Origin of the sequence: Sorangium sp. So ce448, assembly GCF_051520915.1 — a bacterium.
In the GTDB taxonomy this organism is placed as follows: Bacteria; Myxococcota_A; Polyangia; order Polyangiales; family Polyangiaceae; genus Sorangium; species Sorangium cellulosum_B.
In genome coordinates this window covers 9,629,227-9,649,820 of sequence record NZ_CP150343.1, presented here as the reverse complement: position 1 = coordinate 9,649,820, position 20,594 = coordinate 9,629,227, and the positions used below count along the sequence as shown (strand labels likewise).

The 20,594-nt window shown below is 71.8% G+C and carries 19 protein-coding genes; 14 read left to right on the top strand and 5 right to left on the bottom strand.

The window, feature by feature from the left end:
• Positions 1 to 90: 90 nt before the first annotated feature.
• Both WMF45_RS36555 and WMF45_RS36550 read right to left on the bottom strand, forming a co-directional pair.
• Positions 91 to 459 (bottom strand): DUF5615 family PIN-like protein, encoded by a 369-nt coding sequence (locus WMF45_RS36555; RefSeq protein WP_437710280.1) that lies wholly within the window; start codon positions 457 to 459, stop codon positions 91 to 93.
• Positions 456 to 692 carry a DUF433 domain-containing protein gene (locus WMF45_RS36550; protein WP_437710278.1) on the bottom strand — a complete coding sequence of 79 codons (237 nt, stop codon included), beginning with the start codon at positions 690 to 692 and terminating at the stop codon, positions 456 to 458. Before WMF45_RS36550 ends, WMF45_RS36555 begins: the two co-directional genes overlap by 4 nt.
• Positions 693 to 933: 241 nt before the next feature.
• On the opposite strand from WMF45_RS36550, the gene WMF45_RS36545 reads away from it, so the two are divergent.
• From WMF45_RS36545 to WMF45_RS36530, 4 genes are all read left to right on the top strand, one after another.
• Positions 934 to 1,329 carry a M55 family metallopeptidase gene (locus WMF45_RS36545; protein WP_437710276.1) on the top strand — a complete coding sequence of 132 codons (396 nt, stop codon included), beginning with the start codon at positions 934 to 936 and terminating at the stop codon, positions 1,327 to 1,329.
• Between the two features lie 30 nt (positions 1,330 to 1,359).
• A complete protein-coding gene (locus WMF45_RS36540; RefSeq protein ID WP_437710274.1) occupies positions 1,360 to 2,295 on the top strand; it encodes an AraC family transcriptional regulator in 936 nt (311 codons plus the stop codon).
• Between the two features lie 161 nt (positions 2,296 to 2,456).
• Complete coding sequence (locus WMF45_RS36535; RefSeq protein ID WP_437710272.1) at positions 2,457 to 3,155, top strand: hypothetical protein; 699 nt, start codon at positions 2,457 to 2,459, stop codon at positions 3,153 to 3,155.
• Positions 3,152 to 3,886 carry a ferritin-like domain-containing protein gene (locus tag WMF45_RS36530; protein ID WP_437710270.1) on the top strand — a complete coding sequence of 245 codons (735 nt, stop codon included), beginning with the start codon at positions 3,152 to 3,154 and terminating at the stop codon, positions 3,884 to 3,886. Before WMF45_RS36535 ends, WMF45_RS36530 begins: the two co-directional genes overlap by 4 nt.
• A gap of 54 nt (positions 3,887 to 3,940) precedes the next feature.
• Here WMF45_RS36530 and WMF45_RS36525 read toward each other — a convergent pair whose 3' ends face one another.
• Positions 3,941 to 4,537, bottom strand: coding sequence for a hypothetical protein (locus WMF45_RS36525; RefSeq protein WP_437710268.1), 597 nt, complete (start codon positions 4,535 to 4,537; stop codon positions 3,941 to 3,943).
• 236 nt (positions 4,538 to 4,773) lie between these two features.
• On the opposite strand from WMF45_RS36525, the gene WMF45_RS36520 reads away from it, so the two are divergent.
• Genes WMF45_RS36520 through WMF45_RS36505 form a run of 4 tightly spaced genes read left to right on the top strand, consistent with a single transcriptional unit; the run spans position 4,774 to position 8,738 of the window.
• On the top strand, positions 4,774 to 5,427 hold the full coding sequence (locus WMF45_RS36520) for a peptidoglycan-binding protein (RefSeq protein WP_437710266.1): 654 nt from the start codon (positions 4,774 to 4,776) through the stop codon (positions 5,425 to 5,427).
• A gap of 13 nt (positions 5,428 to 5,440) precedes the next feature.
• On the top strand, positions 5,441 to 7,492 hold the full coding sequence (locus tag WMF45_RS36515; protein ID WP_437710264.1) for a hypothetical protein: 2,052 nt from the start codon (positions 5,441 to 5,443) through the stop codon (positions 7,490 to 7,492).
• The gene (locus tag WMF45_RS36510; RefSeq protein WP_437710262.1) at positions 7,483 to 8,307 is read left to right on the top strand and encodes a hypothetical protein; all 825 of its coding nucleotides are present in this window, start codon (positions 7,483 to 7,485) and stop codon (positions 8,305 to 8,307) included. The genes WMF45_RS36515 and WMF45_RS36510 overlap by 10 nt, the downstream gene beginning before the upstream one ends.
• A gap of 8 nt (positions 8,308 to 8,315) precedes the next feature.
• Positions 8,316 to 8,738: a hypothetical protein gene (locus tag WMF45_RS36505; protein WP_437710260.1), complete on the top strand. Its 423-nt coding sequence runs from the start codon at positions 8,316 to 8,318 to the stop codon at positions 8,736 to 8,738.
• A 62-nt stretch (positions 8,739 to 8,800) separates the two neighbouring features.
• Here the strand turns inward: WMF45_RS36505 and WMF45_RS36500 are convergent, their stop codons facing one another.
• The gene (locus tag WMF45_RS36500) at positions 8,801 to 9,463 is read right to left on the bottom strand and encodes a TetR/AcrR family transcriptional regulator (protein ID WP_437710258.1); all 663 of its coding nucleotides are present in this window, start codon (positions 9,461 to 9,463) and stop codon (positions 8,801 to 8,803) included.
• 100 nt (positions 9,464 to 9,563) lie between these two features.
• On the opposite strand from WMF45_RS36500, the gene WMF45_RS36495 reads away from it, so the two are divergent.
• The 5 genes from WMF45_RS36495 to WMF45_RS36475 all read left to right on the top strand — a co-directional run bounded on the left by WMF45_RS36495 (position 9,564) and on the right by WMF45_RS36475 (position 18,326).
• On the top strand, positions 9,564 to 10,916 hold the full coding sequence (locus WMF45_RS36495) for an alpha/beta hydrolase family protein (protein WP_437710256.1): 1,353 nt from the start codon (positions 9,564 to 9,566) through the stop codon (positions 10,914 to 10,916).
• Positions 10,913 to 11,911 carry a DUF6268 family outer membrane beta-barrel protein gene (locus WMF45_RS36490; protein ID WP_437710254.1) on the top strand — a complete coding sequence of 333 codons (999 nt, stop codon included), beginning with the start codon at positions 10,913 to 10,915 and terminating at the stop codon, positions 11,909 to 11,911. Before WMF45_RS36495 ends, WMF45_RS36490 begins: the two co-directional genes overlap by 4 nt.
• Positions 11,912 to 12,019: 108 nt before the next feature.
• Positions 12,020 to 14,800 (top strand): serine/threonine-protein kinase, encoded by a 2,781-nt coding sequence (locus WMF45_RS36485; protein WP_437710252.1) that lies wholly within the window; start codon positions 12,020 to 12,022, stop codon positions 14,798 to 14,800.
• A gap of 725 nt (positions 14,801 to 15,525) precedes the next feature.
• Positions 15,526 to 17,967, top strand: coding sequence for a family 43 glycosylhydrolase (locus WMF45_RS36480; protein WP_437710250.1), 2,442 nt, complete (start codon positions 15,526 to 15,528; stop codon positions 17,965 to 17,967).
• 167 nt (positions 17,968 to 18,134) lie between these two features.
• Positions 18,135 to 18,326, top strand: coding sequence for an NAD(P)H-binding protein (locus WMF45_RS36475; RefSeq protein ID WP_437710248.1), 192 nt, complete (start codon positions 18,135 to 18,137; stop codon positions 18,324 to 18,326).
• Here the strand turns inward: WMF45_RS36475 and WMF45_RS36470 are convergent.
• A complete protein-coding gene (locus WMF45_RS36470; protein ID WP_437710246.1) occupies positions 18,320 to 19,333 on the bottom strand; it encodes a LysR family transcriptional regulator in 1,014 nt (337 codons plus the stop codon). The two genes, WMF45_RS36475 and WMF45_RS36470, sit on opposite strands and share 7 nt — an antisense overlap.
• Positions 19,334 to 19,378: 45 nt before the next feature.
• Between WMF45_RS36470 and WMF45_RS36465 the strand changes: the two genes are divergently transcribed.
• Entirely contained in the window at positions 19,379 to 20,383 is a 1,005-nt protein-coding gene (locus WMF45_RS36465) for a hypothetical protein (RefSeq protein ID WP_437710245.1), read from the top strand.
• Positions 20,384 to 20,594: the final 211 nt, after the last annotated feature.

The window sequence follows — 20,594 nt, the reverse complement described above, 5'->3', positions numbered from 1 at the left end:
GCGCGGAGGCCGTCCGGAGGGCGTCTTGGAGCTCGGTGACGGTCGAGGGGGCCCGAGGCAGTCGGGGCAGCGCGCGCTGTTGACCCTTCTCTATGTTCCCTGCTTCGGCGATAGGCTCCGGATGCGAACACGGCCATCGGCAGAGAGCACCGTGAAGGCCCCGTCGAGCTCCGTACCGCATTCGCGAAAGAGCGCTGACACCATCTCGGCCCGCTTCGAATAAGGGACGCCCGCGAGCCTCAAGAGGACTACTCCCCGGTGAGCGTATCCTTCCCGAACGACGAGCTCGCCGAAATCCTTGTCGTCGGTCAGCACGATAGCGTCGTGCTCCGCGGCAAGCCGGAGGACCTCGCTGTCGGCGATCGTCGGGGCGATCTCCGCGACTTGCAGGACGGTCACGCCATCCGCGCGCAGGCGCTCCACGATGGGCGCGGCGACGTTCTCGTCGGCCAGGATCAAGAGGCTGCCCGGAGCGTCCGGAGCCGTTCAAGGCGCACGGCGTCGACGGCGAACGCGACGGCTGCCGCGAGGTCTTCGCGGGTGAGCTGGGGATGGGCGGCGAGGAGGTCATCGAAGGTCATGCCGCCCGCCAGCTCTTCGAGGACATGCTCCACGGTGATGCGCGTACCGCGGATGACAGGCTTGCCCATCATCACTTCGGGGTCGCTCGTGATCCGATCCATCTCGTGCATGTCGTCCTTTCTCTGCCGAGCGTACCACCGCCGGACGAGCCGGGGGAGAATCCGCTGGAGACGATGCGGCGATGTCGCTGCACCCTCTGTCGTCGCGCCCGCGCGTCCACTGCGCGAGGGGGCGCCGCTCGCTGTGCCATGCAGATGACTACCGAAATCTACCCATGTTCCAGAGAAAATGGTCAGAAATCGAGCGAGCCAAGCCGTCCGTCCCCTGTCGGATCGGTGATTCGTGGGGGGCATGACACGGGCTCTCCAGGGCGGCGCGAGGAAGGACACGGGGGTTCGTGCTGATCTCGATCGACCTGGAGGGGGGCGCGGGGTGGTGCATGTCGACCAGACGCGCCGGAGCGGCGGCGACTACGAGCGCGCCCGGGCGTGGACGAGCCGCGAGGCGAACGCCGCCGCGCTCGGCGCGTGGGCCACGCGGGTCGTCGTCGACGACAGCCATGCGACGATGCGCGACCTCCTCTTCGAGGAGCTGGATCCCCGCGTCGAGGTGATCTCGGGCGCGCTGAAGCTGCTGCCCATCGTGCAGGGGTTCGACGCCGGGCAGCCCGACGCCGCGTCCTTCGTCGGTGATCACGGCGGGGCAGGCCTGCGCGCGAGTGTGATCGAGTCGATCCACCCCATGTGATAGAGTCCAGCGCTCTTTTGTGATCGTCCAATGCCCGATGTCCTGACAGCGCTGCTCCGCCACGTGCGCATCGAGACCAGCCTCTTCGGCCGCGTCGAGCTCGGCGCGCCGTGGGGGGCCCGTATCGGCCCCCGAGAGATCGTCCTGCTCCACCACCTCCTCGAAGGCGAGATGTGGCTGGAGCTCGACGGCCGAGAGATCCGCGCCGGCCAGGGTGATCTGCTGCTGTTGCCCCACGGCGTCCCCCACTGTCTGAGGCACCGGCCGGGGGCGGCCGTCGTCGACGAGGATCGCTGGCTCTCGCCGCCTCGACCGGGTGCGCAGACGGTGCGGCGCCGGCTGGGCGGCGACGGCGCGAGGACGGTGGTGCTCTGCGCTGCCATGCACGTCGCGGGCGCCGGGCGGCCGCTGCTGCTCCGCGCGCTGCCCTCGGTGGTGCTCCTCGACGGCGGGGCCGGTGAGCCGGTGCCCGGCCTCGGCCGGCTCCTGGACGGCATCCGCGACGAGGTGAGCGGCCGGCGGCCGGGCGCGCCGGTCATGGCCGCGCGCTTCGCGGAGCTGCTCCTCCTGCAGGCCATCCGCGCGGAGCTCGAGCGCCCCGCGCCTCCTGGCTCCTTCCGCGCGGCGCTCGCGGACGAGCGCGTCGCCCGCGCCCTCGACGCGCTCTACAAGGCCCCGGCCCGCGCGTGGACCGTGGCCTCGCTCGCGCGGGAGGCCGGTATGAGCCGCTCGGGCTTCGCCCTCGCCTTCCGCGACCACGTGGGAGAGGGCCCTCTCCGTCACCTGACGCGCTGGCGCATGGAGCTCGCGAAGGAGACGCTGCGAGAGCGCCCCGGGCTCGCCCTCGCCGAGGTGGCGTCGTCCGTGGGTTACCAGGACGAGGCGGCCTTCAACGTCGCATTTCGCCGGGAGGTCGGGGTCCCTCCGGGGGCGTACCGTTCCACAGGCCGCGAGACGCACTCCTGAGCTGATCCCGCGGCGCCATTGTTCTGAATTTCAGTTCAATGGTGTGCGGAAAATGCAGATTCTCTTCGCTGTGCGGCGCGCCTACACTGGTCCACATGGGCCGAGTGCTCGGTCCGCGCCGCGCCCTGCGGTAAACAGCCTATTTTACTGGAGGAGAACTTATGCGTGAGGAGACGAGACGGGCAGCATTGCGTGCAGCAGCGAGGGTCGCGCTGGGAGCGCTGGCCTGTGGCGCCCTGGCGGGCTGCAGCGGACGTTACGTCTCTGGCGGGCAGTCGTCACCGCTGGATCCCGACGAGGAGATCCCGGCGGGGGAGCCGGACGGCCCGGCTTCGGCCGGAGTCGGTGCGACGACCGGAGTCGGCGGGACGACCGGAGTCGGTGCGACGACCGGCGGCGGTGGGGAACCTTCGACGGGGAGTGGGGTCATTCCGACGCCCGATGAGGGCGGCGCGGGCGGCGCGGGTGGCTCCGGAGGCGCGCCGCCCACGCCGACCGGGCTCGCGTGCGCCGAGCAGGTGAGCCTCGACGACACGGAGGCTCGCCCCCGCGCGGAGCTCGACTGCTGTGTCGACTACGGCGTGCAGCGTCTGCCCGCCCCCGGGACGGGGATCTCCGAGGAGCAGCGGGCGGCCCTCGCCGGAGACGCCTCCTTCGTGAACTGCTGCACGGCGCTGATCGTGGGCGTGGACGCCAACGCGATCTCCTACAGAGATGCCGAGCCCGTCCGGCACGCCTGCTGTTTCGGCGACGTCGTCGCTCCCGAGGGGGAGCTCTATACGCGGACGTTCTGCACGCCCTGGGGCCCCCCGGTCCCGCCCGCGCTCGACGCCTATGATGCCCCGTCGGAGGTCGCATGAACGCCGCGACGCTCGATCTCCGCGGCGAGGCGCGCGCGCGCGCCTTCGACGTGAGCGGGTATCCCGCGGCGCTGTTCCCGTCGGCGATCGGCACCTGGCACGCGCGGATGGTGAATGAACACGGGTCGTCGGCCGTGTTCGAGGCGCTCGCGGGCCAGCTCGCCGAGGCGGGCTTCCCGCCGGAGCTCGCCGAGGCGTGCCGGGGCTTCGCCGACGAGGAGCGCCGCCACGGGATCCTCTGCGGCGCCGTGGTGGAGGCCCTCGGCGGGACGGCGACCGCGAGCGTCCCGGAACGCCCGGAGTTCCCCCTGCACCGCGACGCGCCCCCACGCGCGGCCGCGCTGCGCAACGTGATCCACATCTGCTGCATGAGCGAGACGGTGGCCGTGGCGCTCATCGGCGCGGAGCGGCTGGAGATGCCGCCCGGGCCGCTGCTCGACCTGCTGACGCGCATCTACGCCGACGAGGTCGGACACGCCCGCTTCGGCTGGCGCCTCCTCGAGCAGGTCGCGCCGGAGCTCTCCTCGGCGGAGCGGCAAGCGATCGAGCGCTACCTGCCCGTCGCGTTCCGGCACCTCGTGGAGCACGAGCACGCGCACTTGCCGGCCCACGACGCCCCGCCGGACGGGGAGCAGCTCGGGCTGTGCAGCGGCCTGAAAGCCCGGGTGTTGCTCGATGAGACCATCGAGGAGGTCATCCGCCCCGGGCTTCGCCGCTTCTTCGATTGCTGAGCGCAGCCGCAAGAGCATCCGAAGCCAGACCCATGCCCGGAGAGCGACGCGGGCCTACGTGGGCCGCCAGTCGTCCGCGTGGAGCTGAGGGAACGATATCTTACATGTACCGGCATCGATGCCGACGATCACGGCTTGGCCGTTTTGATCGAGCAATCCCTCGCGAACCGAGCGGTCCGGCAGCTCGATACGGTATCTCTTGAACGGGACAGGTTGCGGCGGGTCCGCGTCGTCCATGAGCTGAATCCCGACCCACGTCTTGTCCTCCCTGGGCGCAGGCGCTGGCGCGTCGGGCTCGAGCGGCTCGGGCGGCGCGAAGCGCGCGCCGGAAGCGACGTACGGCATCCGGTAGGCGTGGAGGCGGCCGTCGAGCAGCGCCTCCCGCAGCCGCGCTCCGAGCGCCCTCGGATCGAACGAAGGCCCCGTCGACACCGGAATGCCGAGCGCCTCGCCGATCTCGGCGAGGAGCACCCTGCCGTGGACGCCGTCGGCGAGCCACGCCTCCAGCCGCCACGTCACTTCCAGCGCAGGAAGAGCCTTGGCCCCGTCCGGCAACGGCGCATCAACCCGCCGGGCGATCCACACCTTGTCAGGGAAGCAGCCGAAACCCCAGCGGTCGCGCATCGCGTTCTCGATTCGCCCCTGGCCCATGGCATCACGCTGCGCGGGGGAGAGTCAAGCGCGGGTCAGGAGCGGGTCAGGGCATCGATGCGGGGGATGCGGGGCTTGGCCGTCGCGCCCCCCGGTCGCCCTCGCTCCTCACGGCCGTGCGCGCGGGCCCGTTCGCGGCGCTTGAGGGCGCCGCTCGGGCGCGTTACGGTGCTCGACGCATCGCCTGCTCGCGGATGCTCGCTCCGGTATCATGGGATGGGATCATGGGATGAACGATGCCCCACCAGCATGTTGTCCGACAGGGAGAGTGCCTCTCGAGCATCGCCCCGAAGTACGGCTTCTCCGACTGGCGCGTCATCTACAACCATCCTGACAACGCCGAGTTCAAGAAGAAGCGCCCCAACCCGAACCTCATCTATCCGGGCGACGTCCTCGTCATCCCGGACGCGGCGCCAAAGGAGGTCGAGGTCGCGACGGGCGGGAAGCACGTCTTCACGGTCAAGGTCCCGAAGACGATGCTCCGCCTCCTCCTCGAGGTCGAGGAGCCGTTCGCGTACGAGCTGACGTACCGCGACGTCGTCGTCGCCGGCACGACGGACGGCAAGAGCCCCATCGAGCACCCCATCCCCGCCGACCTGGAGGACGCCGAGCTCGCGGCCTGGCCGGACACGCCGGGCAACGAGACGGCGCGCGCAGGCGGGGTCACCTGGGCGCTGAAGCTCGGGCACCTCGATCCGATCGAGGTCCCGAGCGGCGTCCAGGGGCGCCTCAAGAACCTCGGCTATTTCTCCCGCGAGGTGGACGGCAAGGACGGGCCCGAGCTGGCCAATGCGGTGGCGTGGTACCAGTCGGCGTCCGGGCTGACGCCGACCGGGGTCCTCGACGACGCGACGCGGGCGAAGCTCCTGAAACGCCACGACGGCGCGTGACGAGAAGGAACGAATGGCACAGACGGCCGCGGTCACGATCACCCTCCAGAAGGTCCTCGGCGTCGACGGGCTGCTCGCCGGCGCGAAGAAGCCGTATGCGCTGGGGTTCATCGCCGGGCGGCGCTTCGGGCGCAGCAAGCCGATCCCGGCTGGCGCCAGGGAGGTCGATCTGACGGCGGAGGCGATCCCGTGGAAGCTCGAGGTCGCCGCGAACGGGGCGATCCCGGTCGCCGTCGAGATCTGGGACGATCAGGGCGACGCCGGCCCGAAGCGCCTCGGCGCCGTGACGGGCAGCCTGAGCAGCCCCTACGCGACCCGGGTCCACGAGCTCGGCGGAGGTCCGCTCCTGCGCTGCGACGTGCTCACGCGCGAGGTGCCCGCCGCGCCGGGCGCGGCGCTCGTGCCCCGCGTCGCCGAAGGGGAGAAGACGCGCGCGACGCTGCGCATGCCGAACACCGTGCTCGTCTCCATCCCGGAGATCCTGGGGCTCCACGCGCCCGTCTCGCCGGGGGCGCCGGGGGTGAAGCGCGCCGAGGCGAGGCCCGGGTACACGAGCCAGGACCACCTCGGCCGGGTGTACCTCAACAGCGACCTCGCCGGGAGCTGGGCCAAGGACAAGCAGCTCATCCAGCTCACCGCCAAGGTGACGATCCAGCGGGGGAAGCTCCCCGCGGACGCGAAGATCCGGTGGACGGTCGTCGAGCCGGACGACCCGACCAACGACGATCCCGGCTTTCACGCCGCGTGGGGGGCGTACGTCGACAAGAAGGACTATGACGCCGCCGGGGATCACAAGGGCTCGCGCGCGGCCGACAACGAGGGCAAGCCGGCGAAGAGCCCGCCCTGGGAGGCGGTCGCCGGCTTCGCGCTCGCGTCCGCGGCCGCGACCGAGGCGAAGACGACGATCGTCGGCGACGAGAGCAAGGTCGTCTTCCACTGCCCGGACACGGCCGGGGACAACTTCATCCTCCGGGCGGACATCGACGCTGCAACCCACGTGGAGGGGTTCGGCGCCGAGACCGGCATCATGACGATGTGGCACCGGATCCGGGTCGAATCCGTCCGCATGAAGAGCGCGTTCGCCCTGCCCATGGAGGAGGTGCCCGTGCCGTTCGAGCCGTGCTGCGTCCAGCTCGATTGCGAGCCGGAGAGGGAGGTGCCGGACCAGCCGCACATGGCGCCCAAGGACGACGACCTCGAGACCGAGTGCGTGGCCTACGTGAACAAGGTGTTCTCGAACAGGTCGAACCCCGGCTGGTTCTGCGTCATCTCCGCGATGGAGCCGCACCCTCTGCCGATCAAGAAGGGCGACAAGGTCTTCGAGGGGGACGTCGAGCTGAAGACCGCCGGCGCGGGCGCCAACCTCTTCGAGTTCTTCGAGGTTCCAGGGACGTTCCCCGACGTGGATTTCGCCGAGCTGACCTCCGGCTCGGAGACGGTCGGCTTCAACCTGTTCAGCGTACAGACCGAGACGACGGCGGCCGGCCCGATCACGCGCTGCTGGATCGTGGATCACGACGCCCAGCCGGACTTCACGGCGGGCGACGGGTCGATCGCGCACGCGTACAAGGTGCGGTTCAACTACTCGCCCAGGTTCCGGAAGAAGGGCGGCGCCGCGACCCCCGGCGGCTACGGGATGGCCGCGAACGTGAAGGTCAAGCTGTTCAACCCGGGCGCCTTCTACACCGCCGGTATCAGCCCCACCGTGACGGCCAAGGGCAAGGAGTACTTCGCCGGCCGGACCATCATGTTCACGCACCACAGCGGCTACCGCGACGCGGGCACCGGCCTGCCAAAGCCGACGTACCGCGGCCGCATCGTCGGGACCATCGTTCATGAGCTCGTCCACGCGTTCGGTATGCCGCACAAGTGCGGGTACTTCGACTTCCGCGCCCCGCGGGACAAGACGTGCTGCATGAACTACAGGCCCAACTGGATGCTGGACGACAAGCGCAACCTCATCCGTGGGACGTCGGGGAAGACCGGCAGCGACGTCTGCGGCAGGCACCTCAAGGAGGTGAGGCGGGTCCACCTCGAGGACAACAAGGGGCTCGCGTGGAAGTGAGCGCTCCGGACATCACACCTCCGGGCCCGGCCCTCGTGGGCATCGATGTCGAGCCGCAGTATGTGCTCGGCTTTCCGATGTTCGTGGGCATCACGATCGGCAGCGTGCCCCCGGGCGCGTCGCTCATGCGGCTGCCGTTGCCATCGCCCGCGGCGCTGCGGGGCGCGATAGGCATCAGGCTGTGGCGGCCGGGCGAGGCGGAGCCGTTCTTCGAGGAGGCGCCCACGGCCGTGGTGGACGCCGATCTCTCGGCGCCGAGCTTCCGCCTGCGGGCCGGCGAGGTCCGCCGGCTCCTCGTGGAGATCTCCGAGCTCCTGCCGGACGATCTGGCGGCGGGGGAGGTCGACGGCGTGCTGCTCTACGGAGCCCCGCCGCACGTCGCCGCGAGCGGCCGCGGACGGCTGCGCTTCCGGGAGCCCACGGCCGCGGAGCGCGCTTTGCTCGACGAGCTCCGGCCCGAGGTCGAGGCGGCCGGCTCGTTCGGGCGGTGGCTCCGCCGGCCGCCGTCCGATCCGACCCGGCTCGCGCCGCCCGCCGATCCGGGCGATCCGCTGCGGTATCCGAGGCTCATGAAGTACCTGATCCACGGCCCGGAGGAGCTCGACGCCGTCGACCCGGCGCGGCTCCGCGTGCTCGGCGGCGTGTTCGCGCCCGAGGCGTGCGGGCTCGCCGCGGAGCTCCAGGCCGCGCGAGATCCCGCGGCGTTCGCCGGGTACGCGCAGCAGGTGAAGGCGGCGTATCCGGGGCTCGCGGCGTGGATGGACGCGATCGCGGCCGGGCAGAGCGAGCTCGCGTGGGCACGGAGCCATCGGTGATGAACAGGATGAGCCCACGAGCGTGCGTCGTTGCCGTGGCCCTGGGGCTCGCGGCGTTCCCGAGCTCCGGTTGCGGTCGCTCCCAGGCGCCGTCGCCCGACCGCGCGGCGCCGGATGCGTCCAGCGCCGCGGCGGCGCCCGGGGCCTCCGCGACGGCGCCCGGGGCCGTCACGGAGGCGCCCCAGGTGGCGACCGCGCCCGGGACCGCCGCGCCGCCGGGCACCGCACCCGCCCCCGCGCAGTCCGTGAGCGCTGCGCCGCCCGCGCCGCCCGCGAGCGCTGCGCCGGCCATGAGCGCCGCGGGGAGCAGGAAGCCCTCGCCGGGCGCGCGCGGCCCGCTGCCCGATGCGAAACCGAAGCTCAAGTGCGGCAGGACGTACTGCAACGCGGCGGGGGAGTGCTTTGCGCCGTCGCCGCCCCAGTGCGAGTGAAGCAGCAAGGGCGCGGGAGAGACTAGCCGCCGCTCCGGCGGGAGCGCGCGATCCCCCGCGGATCACCCGCGCTTCGACCGCTTGCCCTGGGGCGCGGGCGGAGCCGGCTCCGGGACCGCGACGGGCGCCAGCGTCTGCCGCGCCAGCTCTCGCGCGTAGGCGAGGCGGTCGGCCGGCGAGCCGAGCGCGCTCAGCCCCTCGTAAAGCCCCGCGAAGAACGTCGGGAAGAAGACCGCCGAGAGCGCCGCCACCACCCGGCGCGCCGCCGCCCGCTCCTCGAGCCCGGGCACCGCCGCCCGGACGAGATCGCGCAGGCGCTCCATCACCGGCGCGAAGAGCTTGGGGAAGGGACCGCTGTAGTCGTCCGCGTGAAACGCGTCGTGCAGGAGCGCCCTGCCCACGTTCGGGTACCGCATCCCGCCCTCGAGGTAGTAGCCGAGCAGCCCGCTCAGCGCCTCCAGGGGATCGCCCGGCATCCGGGCAAGGAAGTCCTCGGTGTCCGACAGCATGTTCCCGATCGACCCATCGAGCGCCGCCGCGACGAGCGCCTCTTTCGACCGGAAATAGTAGTTCACCGCGGCGATGTTGACGCCGGCCGCCGCCGCGAGCTTCCGCACCGTCAGCTGCCCGATGCCGTGCTTCTCGATCTGATCGATCGCAGCGACCACGAGCCGCTGCCGTGGATCGAGATCGTCCGCAGGGGCGAGGGGGTCACGGTCGTTCATACGATTGTTTGAAACATAGCTTGACGATGCGCCCGGCGGGCGTCAATCCTTGAAACACATGTTTCAAACAATTGTTTCGTCAGGCGCTGGAGGTGCACCGATGCTCGATCGGCGGAGATTTCTCACCCACACGGCGGTCGCCGGGGGCGGGGCGGCGCTCGGGTTCGCGTCGGGCCGCCGCGGGGTCGATCAGGAGGTCGCGTCCGCGCGGTTCCACGGCGACGACACGCTCGGGCGGGGCCAGGCGGCGCCCGTCTGGCACCGGTTCAAGTTCACCGGCCAGCCGGTCATGGATGCGCAGATCGTGTTCTGGCTCGGCCTCGCGTCGATGGGGCTGACCGACGTCGGCGAGGTGCTCGACACCGCGACCCGCATCCTCCCTGGCGACGAGCGCTCGTGGTTCGAGCAGTGGCTGGCCACCGCGAAGCGGGTGCGGGGCTACGGCGAGGAGGCGGAGGCCCGCGGCCACGCGCGCAGCGCCGCGTCGCATTTCCTGCGCGCGGGCGCGTACTACCGGGCCGGGCTGATGCGCTACGCGGATCGCTCCGACCCGCGCCTGGTCCAGGCGACGATCGCGGGGCTCGACCTGCATGACCGGGCGCTCCGCATGCGGGGCTACGACTCCCGGCAGGTCGATATCCCCTACGAGAACGGCGTGCTCCACGGCCGCGTCCACTACGCGCCCGGGGCGGCGCGCGCGCCCACGATCGTGCTGCAGCAGGGCCTCCACGCGTGGCCCGAGGACACCATGTGGGTCGTCGACGGCGCGCTCGAGCGGGGCTACCACGTCCTCTCGTTCCACGGCCCGGGCCAGGGCGCCTCGCTGCGCCTCCACGGGCACCCCTTCCGGCCCGACTGGGAGGTCCCCGTGGGGCGCGTGCTCGACTTCGCCGAGCGCGACGAGCGGCTCGACGCCGGCAAGTTCGTCCTGATGGGGCTCTCGTTCGGCGGCTACCTCGCGCCGCGGGCGGCCTCGCGCGAGCGCCGCCTGCGCGCCCTCGTCGCCAACCCGGGCGTCGTCAGCTGGCGCGACGCGATGCTGCGCCACTTCGCGTCGATGCCCGGCCTGCTCGAGCTGCACGCGCGCGGCCCCGCGGCCTTCGACCGCGCCATCGACGCCGCCTCGGTTGTGCTGCCCGACGCGCGCTGGTACTTCGACGACGTGGCATGGAAGCACGGCGTCTCGACGCCGCACGAGGTGATCGACGAGCTCCGCAAGTACGACAACGCCGACGGCGTCGCGGGCATCCGCTGCGAGACGCTGATCATGGAGGGCAGCGCCGAGGACGCGTCTCCAGGCGAGTCGGAGCGCCTCTACGGCGCGCTCACGTGCCCGAAGCACATGATGGTGTTCGACGCGGGCACGGCGTCGCAGGTCCACTGCCAGGGCGGCAACCAGCTCCTCGCCCAGGGGCGGCTGTTCGACTGGCTCGACGAGCGGGTCGCGCGATGAGGCCCGCCGATCGCGCCGCCGCGCGCCCCCCGCGGCTCCTCGCCCTGGCGCCGCTGCTCGCGGTCGTCGCGGTCCTCGCGCCGGGCGCGGCGTGGGCCCAGCTCCCCGATCTCGTGGACCTGAGCGCGCAGTACATGCCGGGCGCGGCGATCGAGGACCCGCGCCCCGTGCGGGCGCAGATCTCGTCGTACGAGGTCAACGCCAACGTGCCGATCCCCCTCGGGGAGAAGACGTTCCTGATCCCGGGGGCGACGTACCACGTCGAGGCGATCTCGTACGTCGGCGCCCCGCCCGGCTTCGACGAGCTCCGGGCCTTCCACGCCGTCGACGTCCCGGTGCTGTTCGTCCAGCTGCTCCCCGACGACTGGTCGCTCTCGCTGCGCGTCGCGCCGGGGCTCGCGGGCGACTTCGAGGCCTTCGACGGCGGGCTCGTCCGCGTCAGCGCGCTAGGGCTCGTGACCCGCACGCTCTCGGAGAAGCTCGTCCTCGGCGGCGGCGCGCTGGCGTCGTACAGCTTCGGCTCGTTCCTCCCGCTGCCGGCGGCGTACGTCGACTGGACGCCGAGCCCCCTCTTCCGCGTCGAGGCCTTCCTGCCGGGCTTCGCGGCCGTGAAGCTCCTCTTCTCGGATCGCGTCGAGGTCGGCCTGCGCGCGGACCTGGCGGGGAACGCCTACGCCGTGCGCGACCCGCGCGTCACCGGGGCGTGGCCGTGCGCGGCCCAGCCGGCCGACGACCCGGCGACCGAGCAGGACGAGCGCGCGGCGCGGCCCGAGGAGTGCCTCGATCATGTCGCCTACTCGGTCGCGACCGCGGGCGTGACCCTCGGCGTGCGCGCCTTCTCGTCGGTGTGGGTGACCGCCCAGGCGGGACACAGCCTGTTCCGTCGCTACGAGCCGATGAACGACGAGGACGAGGGTATCCCCGGAGGCGGGCAGAGCATCCCGAACGTGCTCTTCTTCCGCGCCGGCGTGACATGGCGCATCCCGAAGAGCTGAGGCGCGACTCACCGCCTGGCGCGCCGCGCGAGCGTATAGCCGCACACCGACCGCCGGCCTCCCGCCGGACCGTTGAAGACGGCTCGACGCCGGTGCATCCTCCGCCTTATGCGCCCGGGAGAGGTCATCGACAGCCGCTTCCAGCTCGAGCGCGTCGCGGCCTCCGGTGGGATGGGGACGGTCTACCGCGCCGTCGACCGGGCCACGGGGGCGCAGGTCGCGCTCAAGCTCCTCGGCCAGCCCGACCGGAGCGCCGCGCACCGCTTCGAGCACGAGGCGCGGATCCTCGCCGAGCTCGATCACCCGCGGATCGTCCGGCACGTGGCCCACGGCATCACCCCCGACGGGGTGCCCTACCTCGCCATGGAATGGCTCGAAGGGGAGAGCCTGGCGCAGCGCCTCGCCCGGCAGAAGCTCGATCTCGAGGAGAGCCTCGCCCTGCTCCGCGCGGCCGCCGAGGCGCTCGGGGCGGCGCACGCGCGGGGCATCGTCCACCGGGACGTCAAGCCGAGCAACCTGCTGCTCGTCGGCGGCGAGGTCGCCGGCCTCAGGGTGCTCGACTTCGGCATCGCCCGGATGAAGCGCACCATCGGCGCGCTCACCCAGACCGGCTCGGTGATGGGGACCCCGGGCTACATGGCCCCGGAGCAGGCCACCGGCGAGCGCGAGCGCCTCGACGCGCGGGCCGACATCTTCTCGCTCGGCGCCGTGCTCTTCGAGTGCCTCACGGGCAGGCCCGCGTTCCAGGGCCAGCACGTGATGGCCCTCCTCGCGAAGCTCCTCATGGAAGACCCGCCGCGCGTCCGGAACCTCCGGCCCGAGGTGCCGCAGGAGCTCGACGAGTTCGTCGCCCGCATGCTCGCGAAGGACCCGGAGCAGCGGCCGCGCGACGGCTCGGCCGTCATCGACGCGCTCGACGCCCTCGAGCGCGATCCGACGAGCGGCCTGGCCGCGCCCCCCGTCCTGTACGAGGCGATCACGGCGGGCGAGCTCCGGCTGCTCTCGCTGGTGGCCGCGCGGGAGCCGCGCTTCTCGCCCTGCGACAGCGCGGCCAGCACGCTCGTCGCCGCGGAGCCGAGCGACCTCACGAGGAAGCTCTACACGAGCGCGCAGCCGTTAGGGGCCCGCGTGGACGCGCTCGCCGACGGGACGATCGTGCTCTCGATCGCCGGCGTGGGCGACGCCGCCCTGCAGGCAGCGCGCGCGGCGCGGTGCGCCCTGAAGCTCGTCGAGGTCGTGCCGGAGGCCTCCGTCGTGCTCACGACCGGCCGCGCCGAGCACACCGGCAGCCTCCCTGTCGGCCCGGTCATGGACCGCGCGGCCGCGCTCCTCGCCCTCGCGGAGCGCGACGCGCGCCCGGAGCGGAGGCCCGCCCCCGTGTGGATCGACGACGTGACGCGGGCGCTGCTCGACGCGCGGTTCGAGATCGAGCCGGCGCGGTCCGGCACGTTCTTCCTGCTGCATGAGCGCGAGGTCGGCCGGTCGGCGCGGACGCTCCTCGGCAAGCCGAGCCCCTACGTCGGCCGCGACAGGGAGCTCCGGAACCTGCGCGAGCTCCTCGAAGACAGCTTCGGCGGGCCGGAGCCCCGCGCCATCCTGATCACCGGGCCGCCCGGGATCGGCAAATCCCGCCTGCGGTACGAGCTCATCGAGATCCTGCGGGAGCGGCACCCCGAGCTCACGGTCGCGGTCGGCCGCGGCGACTCGCTGAGCGCGGGGTCGCCGTTCTCGCTCCTCGGCTCCGCGCTCCGGGGCGCGGCCGGCATCACCGGCGGCGAGCCCGCCCCGGCGCAGCGGGAGCGGCTCCTCTCGCTGGTGGCCCGCGCCCAGGCGCTGACGCCGGGCGAGAGGACGCGGATCGCCGCGTTCCTCGGCGAGATCGTCGGCACGCCGTTCCCGGGCGAGGCGGATCCGAGCTTCCTCGCGGCGCGGCAGAGCCCGGCCCTGATGGCCGACCAGATCCCGCTCGCCTACCTCGATTTCATGGAGGCGGCGTGCGCGGCGGGGCCGTACCTGCTCGTGCTCGAGGACATCCAGTGGGGCGACGCGGCGTCGCTCAAGCTCATCGCGCGGGCCCTCCGGGAGCTCCACGACAGGCCCTTCGCGGTGCTCTACCTGGCACGGGTCGAGGTGCGGAAGGTCTTCCCCGTCCTCTGGGAGGGCAGCGAGGTCCACGAGATCACGCTCGGCGCGCTGCCGCGCCGCGCGGCCGAGGAGCTCGTGCGGCAGATGCTCGGCGACGGGCTCCCGCCCTCCGAGGTCGCGCGCCTCGTCGAGCGCGCGAGCGGCAACGCCTTCTACCTGGAGGAGCTCATCCGGGCGGTCGCGGAGGGGCGCGCGGACAGGCTGCCGGAGACGATCCTGGGCATGGTCGAGGCGCGGCTCGAGGCCATCCCCGCGGAGGCGCGGCGGCTGCTGCGGGCGGCGAGCGTCTTCGGCGAGGCGTTCTGGAAGACCGGGGCGCTCGCCCTGCTCGGCGACGCCGGCGGGTCGACGCTCGCGGTGGACTGGCTGCCCTGGATGCTCCAGCGCGAGCTGCTCGAGCGCCGCGAGCAGAGCCGCTTCTCGGACGAGGAGGAGTACGCGTTCCGGCACGCGCTCATCCGCGACGGCTGCTACGCGATGCTGCCGGACCACGATCGCGCGCTCGGGCACCGGCTCGCCGCCGAGTGGCTGCTGCAGGCGGGAGAGCACGACGCCAAGGTGCTCGCCGAGCACTTCGAGCGGGGCGGCGAGCCGCGGCTCGCGGTGGAGTTCTACCTGCACGCGGCGGAGCAGGCGCTCGCCGGGAGCGACCCGGCCGCCGCGCGGGCGCTCGCGGACCGGGGGCTCGCGCTCGGCGCGGAGCGGGACGTCGAGGCGGTGCTCCGCGGGATCCGGGAAGGTTGAGGCCGGTCTGACCGAACTCCGAGACGTCGAGCTGGTTGTACGGGGGTCTGGCGAAGTCGAACCCGGTGACGGGCGTGTACGACCCGCTCAAGGAGAACGGGGCATCGAAGATGGGCATCGCCACAGGCGCCACGGTGAAGACGCATTGGCTTTTCCCGGACGCGCTGTCGAACGCCCCGTCTAGCGGTGCGTCTCCGGGGCCGGCTTGCAGGGTTAACCAGTTCGTGCAGCGCAAGACGACGTTGTTCTGGCCTGTCGTGGCGAAGAGGCCTTTGCGATGGATCGTGAATCCGCTGCCGAAGTCGGCCTCGATGTCGTCGCAAGGGCGCCTCGCGCCGCGCAGCGCGATGCCGCTTCGGCCCACTCCTGGTCGCACCGCGAGCTGCGCTGCCCTTCATCCCAGATTCCGTGCGTCACCGCGCTCGCCCACATCAGCGCTGGTCGGGGCCAATCCGGCTCGAGGAGACCGTCGGGCGTGCAGGGGGTGGAGCGCTGGCCGGGCGGCAGCGATTTCGATAACCGCTTATGGAGCAGACACCGCTCCGCCGCACCGGCCAGCCGGTCGACCTCCCGCCCGTCGCGAGGTAAATTGACACCCGTCGTGTGAGCGTTCACAGTGGGCCCGCGCTCGTCCTTTCAATCTGAAGACTGCACGGGCCGTCATGCGCACCCGCCAGAGATCCTTGTAGCCGGGATTGGCGGCCAGAACGACTCAGGACATGACCATGAGAAAACACAGCGCTTGCATCACGGCGATGATCCTGATCGGGTCCCTGCCCATGTCCTGCGGAGTGGACGAGCAGGTAGCGCCCGTGGAATATCCCCTGACCATCGAGGCGAAGGGGGACGGGACCACTGATCCTCCGCCTGGAACCTACCTGCGCAGGGCCGGCACAGTGGTGACCGTGACCGCCAGACCCGCGCCGAGCGCCGACTTCACGGGATGGAGCGGGGCCGCGAGCGAGGCGGACGACATCGTGGAGGTCACGGTGGACGGGAACAAGACGCTGACCGCCGCCTTCGAGACAGCGAGCTGGCCGGGCGAGCCCCAGTCCACCTACCTGAACCCGATCCTGCCCGGCGATCACCCGGACATGAACATCTACATCGAGGGGGACGATTTCTACATCACCGGCTCCAGCTTCAACATCTCACCCAACGTCGAGATCCTGCACTCGCGGGACCTCATCCGCTGGGAGCGCGTGTCGCGCGTCGTCGATCCGGCGTGGTCCGGCCTGGAGGCCTCGACCTCGGCGGGGGGCGGGACGTGGGGCGGCTTCATCGTCAAGGTCGCCGCCGGCTACAGGGTCTACTTCGCCGTCAACTTCAACCAGTACTTCGCGGAGGCCGAAAGCCTGGCAGGGCCCTGGGGAGAGCCCGTCCACGTGGAGCCTGTGGGCCCCTACACGCCGCCCGGAGAGGACCCGGAGCTCGTATCGTTCGACCGCGGGACCGGCTATGACGACTCGGTGTTCGTCGACGACGACGGGACCACGTACCTCGTCGTGAAGGCGGGGCAGTGCAAATGGAATGGAGGGACGGGCGGCGAGGAGAACAACTTCGGCGTCAACCTGGTCCAGAAGATCGATCCCGAGACCGGGCAGCTCAGCGGCGAGTCGATCGATCTCAGCTTCGTCAACTGGGACGTGGAGAACGGGGGGTGCGGTGATCCCGCGGCCAACCCCGACAGCGCGGTCGAGGCCAATTGGGCCGAGGGGCCCACCATGACGAAGCGAAACGGCTTCTACTATTACTTCGACTCGACCCACACGGGGTGCGGCGGCGAGCAGTACGGGTGGCGCTCGGCCACGCTGAGCAGCAACCCCGAGGACTGGACGCCGCTGGGCAGCGTCCTCAAGGGAGAGGCCCCGTTCAGCGGCGCGCAGCACAGCACCGCGCCGTTCCAGATCACCGACGGCACGTGGTGGGTCTTCTCCCACTCGTACGAGTGCGAGAGCAACTGGCGTGGCCTGGGCCGGCAGGGGTTGCTCAGCCAGGTGACCTGGATCGACGACGAGAGCGGCGCCGGGGTCCCGGTCGTGAACGGTCGCCTGGGCGAGCCGGCGTCGGCGCCGGCGCTGCCGCCCAGCGACATCCCGTTCCTGCTGCCCGTCAACGACGAGTTCACCGGGGACAAGCTCGCACCGGCCTGGACTTTCTACGGCAACATGCCGTCCGATCGCTACTCGGTCACCGACCGCGCCGGGTGGCTCCGGCTCAAGCCGGCGGAGGACGAGACGCGGTGGGTGATCCAGAAGGACGCGCTGCACGCCAAGGCGATGATCGTGAGGATGGACTTCGCCCCCGAAGCGGAGGGCGACGCGGCTGGCGTTCGCCTGGGCAACGCCGTCCCGGAGCAGGATCTCACGGCGTTCCCGACGTGGGTGCACCCCATCAGCCAGGAGGTATCGGTGGCGCGCGTCCGGGCGGACGCAGAAGACCGGATCCGCTTCTCGTTCCGGTCGGTCGTCCCCGTCCTCAACGCCGACGAGAGCGCCTATGAAGCGGTGGACGCGACCGAGATCCGCTTCGATGCCCCGGCGCCGGCCGAGCGCACCCTCTGGCTGAAGCTGGTGCACGGCAAGGACCACGAGGCCACCGGCTGGTTCAGCACGGACCGCCTGACCTGGACCCAGGTGGGCGAGCCGATCGAAATCGGCGCGCTCGAGGACTATGATACAGTCAACATGGGGTGGGTCGGCAGCCAGGCCGGCGTCTTTGCCAGCAACGCGAGCGCTGACTTCGACGTGTTCACGTACCGCGACGGCTTCACCGCGATCGCGGCCGCGGAGCCGGACCAGGAGTCCGGCACCGAGGTTGTGTCGAGCCAGTCGGCAGGGCCGGTGCTGGGCGGCCTGGAGGACGGCGACTGGGCCATGTACGGCAGCGTCGATCTGGGCAGCGGCGGCGTGGCGTCGGTCGAGATCGAGCTGCAGGCCTCCAGCGCGAAAGGCGGCGCCGTCGAGGTATGGCTCGACCCGCTGGCGGGCGGCCGCCGCGTCGCGACCTGCGATGTCCCCGCCACCGGCGGCTGGGAGACCTGGACGACCGTGACATGCAAGGTGAGCGCCGTCGGCTCCCACGAGGTCTACCTGAGGGCAAAGGGCGGCTCTGGTGAGCTGCTGCGCCTCGCGTCCCTCCGCTTCGTGCCTGGGAAGAACGGATGAGCTCAGCGTAATGTAGACAAGCAAGCGGGCCAGTCGGCGGCGCCGTAGGGCCCTACCCGCGGCGCCGCCGGGCGCCACGTCCCTGGACCTGCTGCGATGCGGCGCCCCCTTTCCGACAAATTGCACGATCTCCGTCACGTTTTCGCCGCCCGTCCGGTCTTCATGACATGCGACTCCTCGTACTCGGCGCGACCGGCCGGACCGGCAAGCACATCCTCGACCTCGGCCTCGCGAGGGGCCATCGTCTGACCGCCTTCGTTCGATCCCCGCAGAAGATCGCGGCCGGCTCGCCGAGTTCGGCAGCCGTTCAGGATGTCGACCATCACCGTGGGGGACATGCCCATGGCTTCGGTCAATGACCGCCTGATCCCCCGCCATCGTGGCGGCGCTGCTGCCGCTTCATCTGCGGGGCCTCGTCGCAGCCGCCGCCGCCAGCCGCACGCAGGGTCTCCACGATGACCTTCCGCAAACAGGCGGCCGCCGGGTCCTTGTGCGTCCGCTCATGCCACGCGAGCGAGATCTCGTGCCCAAGGTCCTTCACGGGCAGCTCGACGATCCGGACAGGGAGGTGCGACCCGAGCGCCACGGCGACGCGGCGAGGCATGAACGCCACCAGGTCGCTGGCCGCTGCCGCCATCGTCGCGGCCGCGAAACCAGGGACCACCAGGGCGATCCGGCGGACCAGGCCCTGCGCGCGGAGGGCCTGCTCGACCATGGCGTGACCACGACCCGGACGGCCGAGCGGGATGTGCACGTCGATGAAGCCGAGCCGCGGGAAGGAGCCCCGCGTCAGACGCTGGCCCACGATCGGGTGATCGTGGCGGACGACCCCCACGGTCGGATCCCGGTAGAGCGGCGCGACGCGCAGCCCAGGGTCGCGCTTGTGCACCCCGATCGCCGCGTCGAGCCCGCCCGCGGACATGCCCCCCGACGCCACCAGGTAATCGACGCTCACCACGCGGAGCCGCGCGAGCGGCATCTCCCGCGCGAGCGCCGCCGCGACGGGCGGCACGTCCGCGATCTGCGAGTTGTCGGCGCAGGCGAGCGTGAGCTCCCGGGTCGACGAGCGCGGGTCGAACACCCGCCGGTGCTCGATCATCGACCGCAGCTGGCCCATCGCCGCCGCGAGCTCCGGCAGCAGCTCGTCCGCCGTCGGCGTCGGCGCCATGCCGCGGCCATCGCGGACGAGCAGCGGATCGCCGAGCAGCTCGCGGGCCCTGGCGAGCGCGTTCGAGACCGCCGACTGCGTGACGCCCAGCCGGCGCGCGGCGCGCGTCGCGCTGCGCTCCTCGAGCGTGACCGCGAGGACGTGGAGCAGGTTGAGGTCGATGGTCGATAGATTCACCACGGTGATGTTCTGTATCACGAACCATCACTGGAGATGGCACATGGCCTCTGTCTAGATACGGCCATGTCCACCCGCGAGAGGCGCCCGACCCGCGCTGGTTCCGCCCTGCTCTGGCTCGCCGCCGCCGGCCTCGCCGCCGCGGGCTGCGACGACTTCCACGAGTGCGATCCGCCCGATGCAGCGCGCCAGGCCGAGCTGCCCGCGGCGCTGTCGGAGACCGGCCTCTACGCTGACATCGCCGCGCGCGCGGTGGCGAGCGACGTGGTGGCCTACGAGCCCGGGTTCGCGCTCTGGAGCGATGGCGCCGAGAAGCAGCGGTTCATCCGGCTGCCGCCCGGCGCGCAGATCGACACCGGCGATCAGGATGCATGGCAGTTCCCCGACGGGACCCGCCTGTGGAAGGAGTTCCGGAGGGATGGGGCGCTCGTCGAGACCCGCCTGCTCGCCAAGGTGGGCCCCGCCCCCGAGGACTGGGCCTCGGTCGCCTACGTCTGGAACGCCGACGGGACCGACGCGCTAGCGACGCCCGGCGGCGCCGCGGACGCGCGCGGGACACCGCACGACGTGCCCGCGGCGGCCGAGTGCATGGGCTGCCACGGCGGGACCAGGAGCCGCGTGCTCGGCTTCTCCGCGATCCAGCTCGCCACGAGCCGGGGCGAGGTCGACCTCGACGAGGTCATCGCCCGCGGGATGCTCTCGGATCCTCCGGGCCGGCCGATCCAGCTGCCCGGAGACGCCGTGACGCGCGACGCCCTCGGCTGGCTGCACGCGAACTGCAGCCACTGCCACAACCGGAGCCGCCCGAAGAGCGACGGCGCGCGCTGCTATGACCCGGAGCGCAGGTTCGATTTCACGCTCCGGGTCGGCGAGCTCGCGTCCGTCGAGTCGACGGCCACCTACCGCACCGCCGTCGGCCCGGTGATCGACCCGGGCGATCCCGACGGCAGCGATGTGGTGGAGCGCGCCCGGAGGCGCGATCCGGACTGGCCTTCGATGCCGCCCCTCGGGACCGAGATCGTGGACGAGGCCGGGCTCGACGTGCTCCGCACCTGGATCCGCAACCTCTAGAGCGGCGGTCACCCGCTTCGGATACGGGCCCACCTCGGCGTTTTCGGTGCTCAGCGCACCGGAGTGCGCTTGCGCGCCGAAAACGCCGATCTGGGCCCGTCTCCTGTGCGGGTGACCGCCGCTCTGCTCTGCGCGTCGGGGGAGAGCGGCGCTCTGCTCTGCGCGTCGGGGGAGAGCGGCGCTCTGCTCTGCGCGTCGGGGGAGAGCGGCG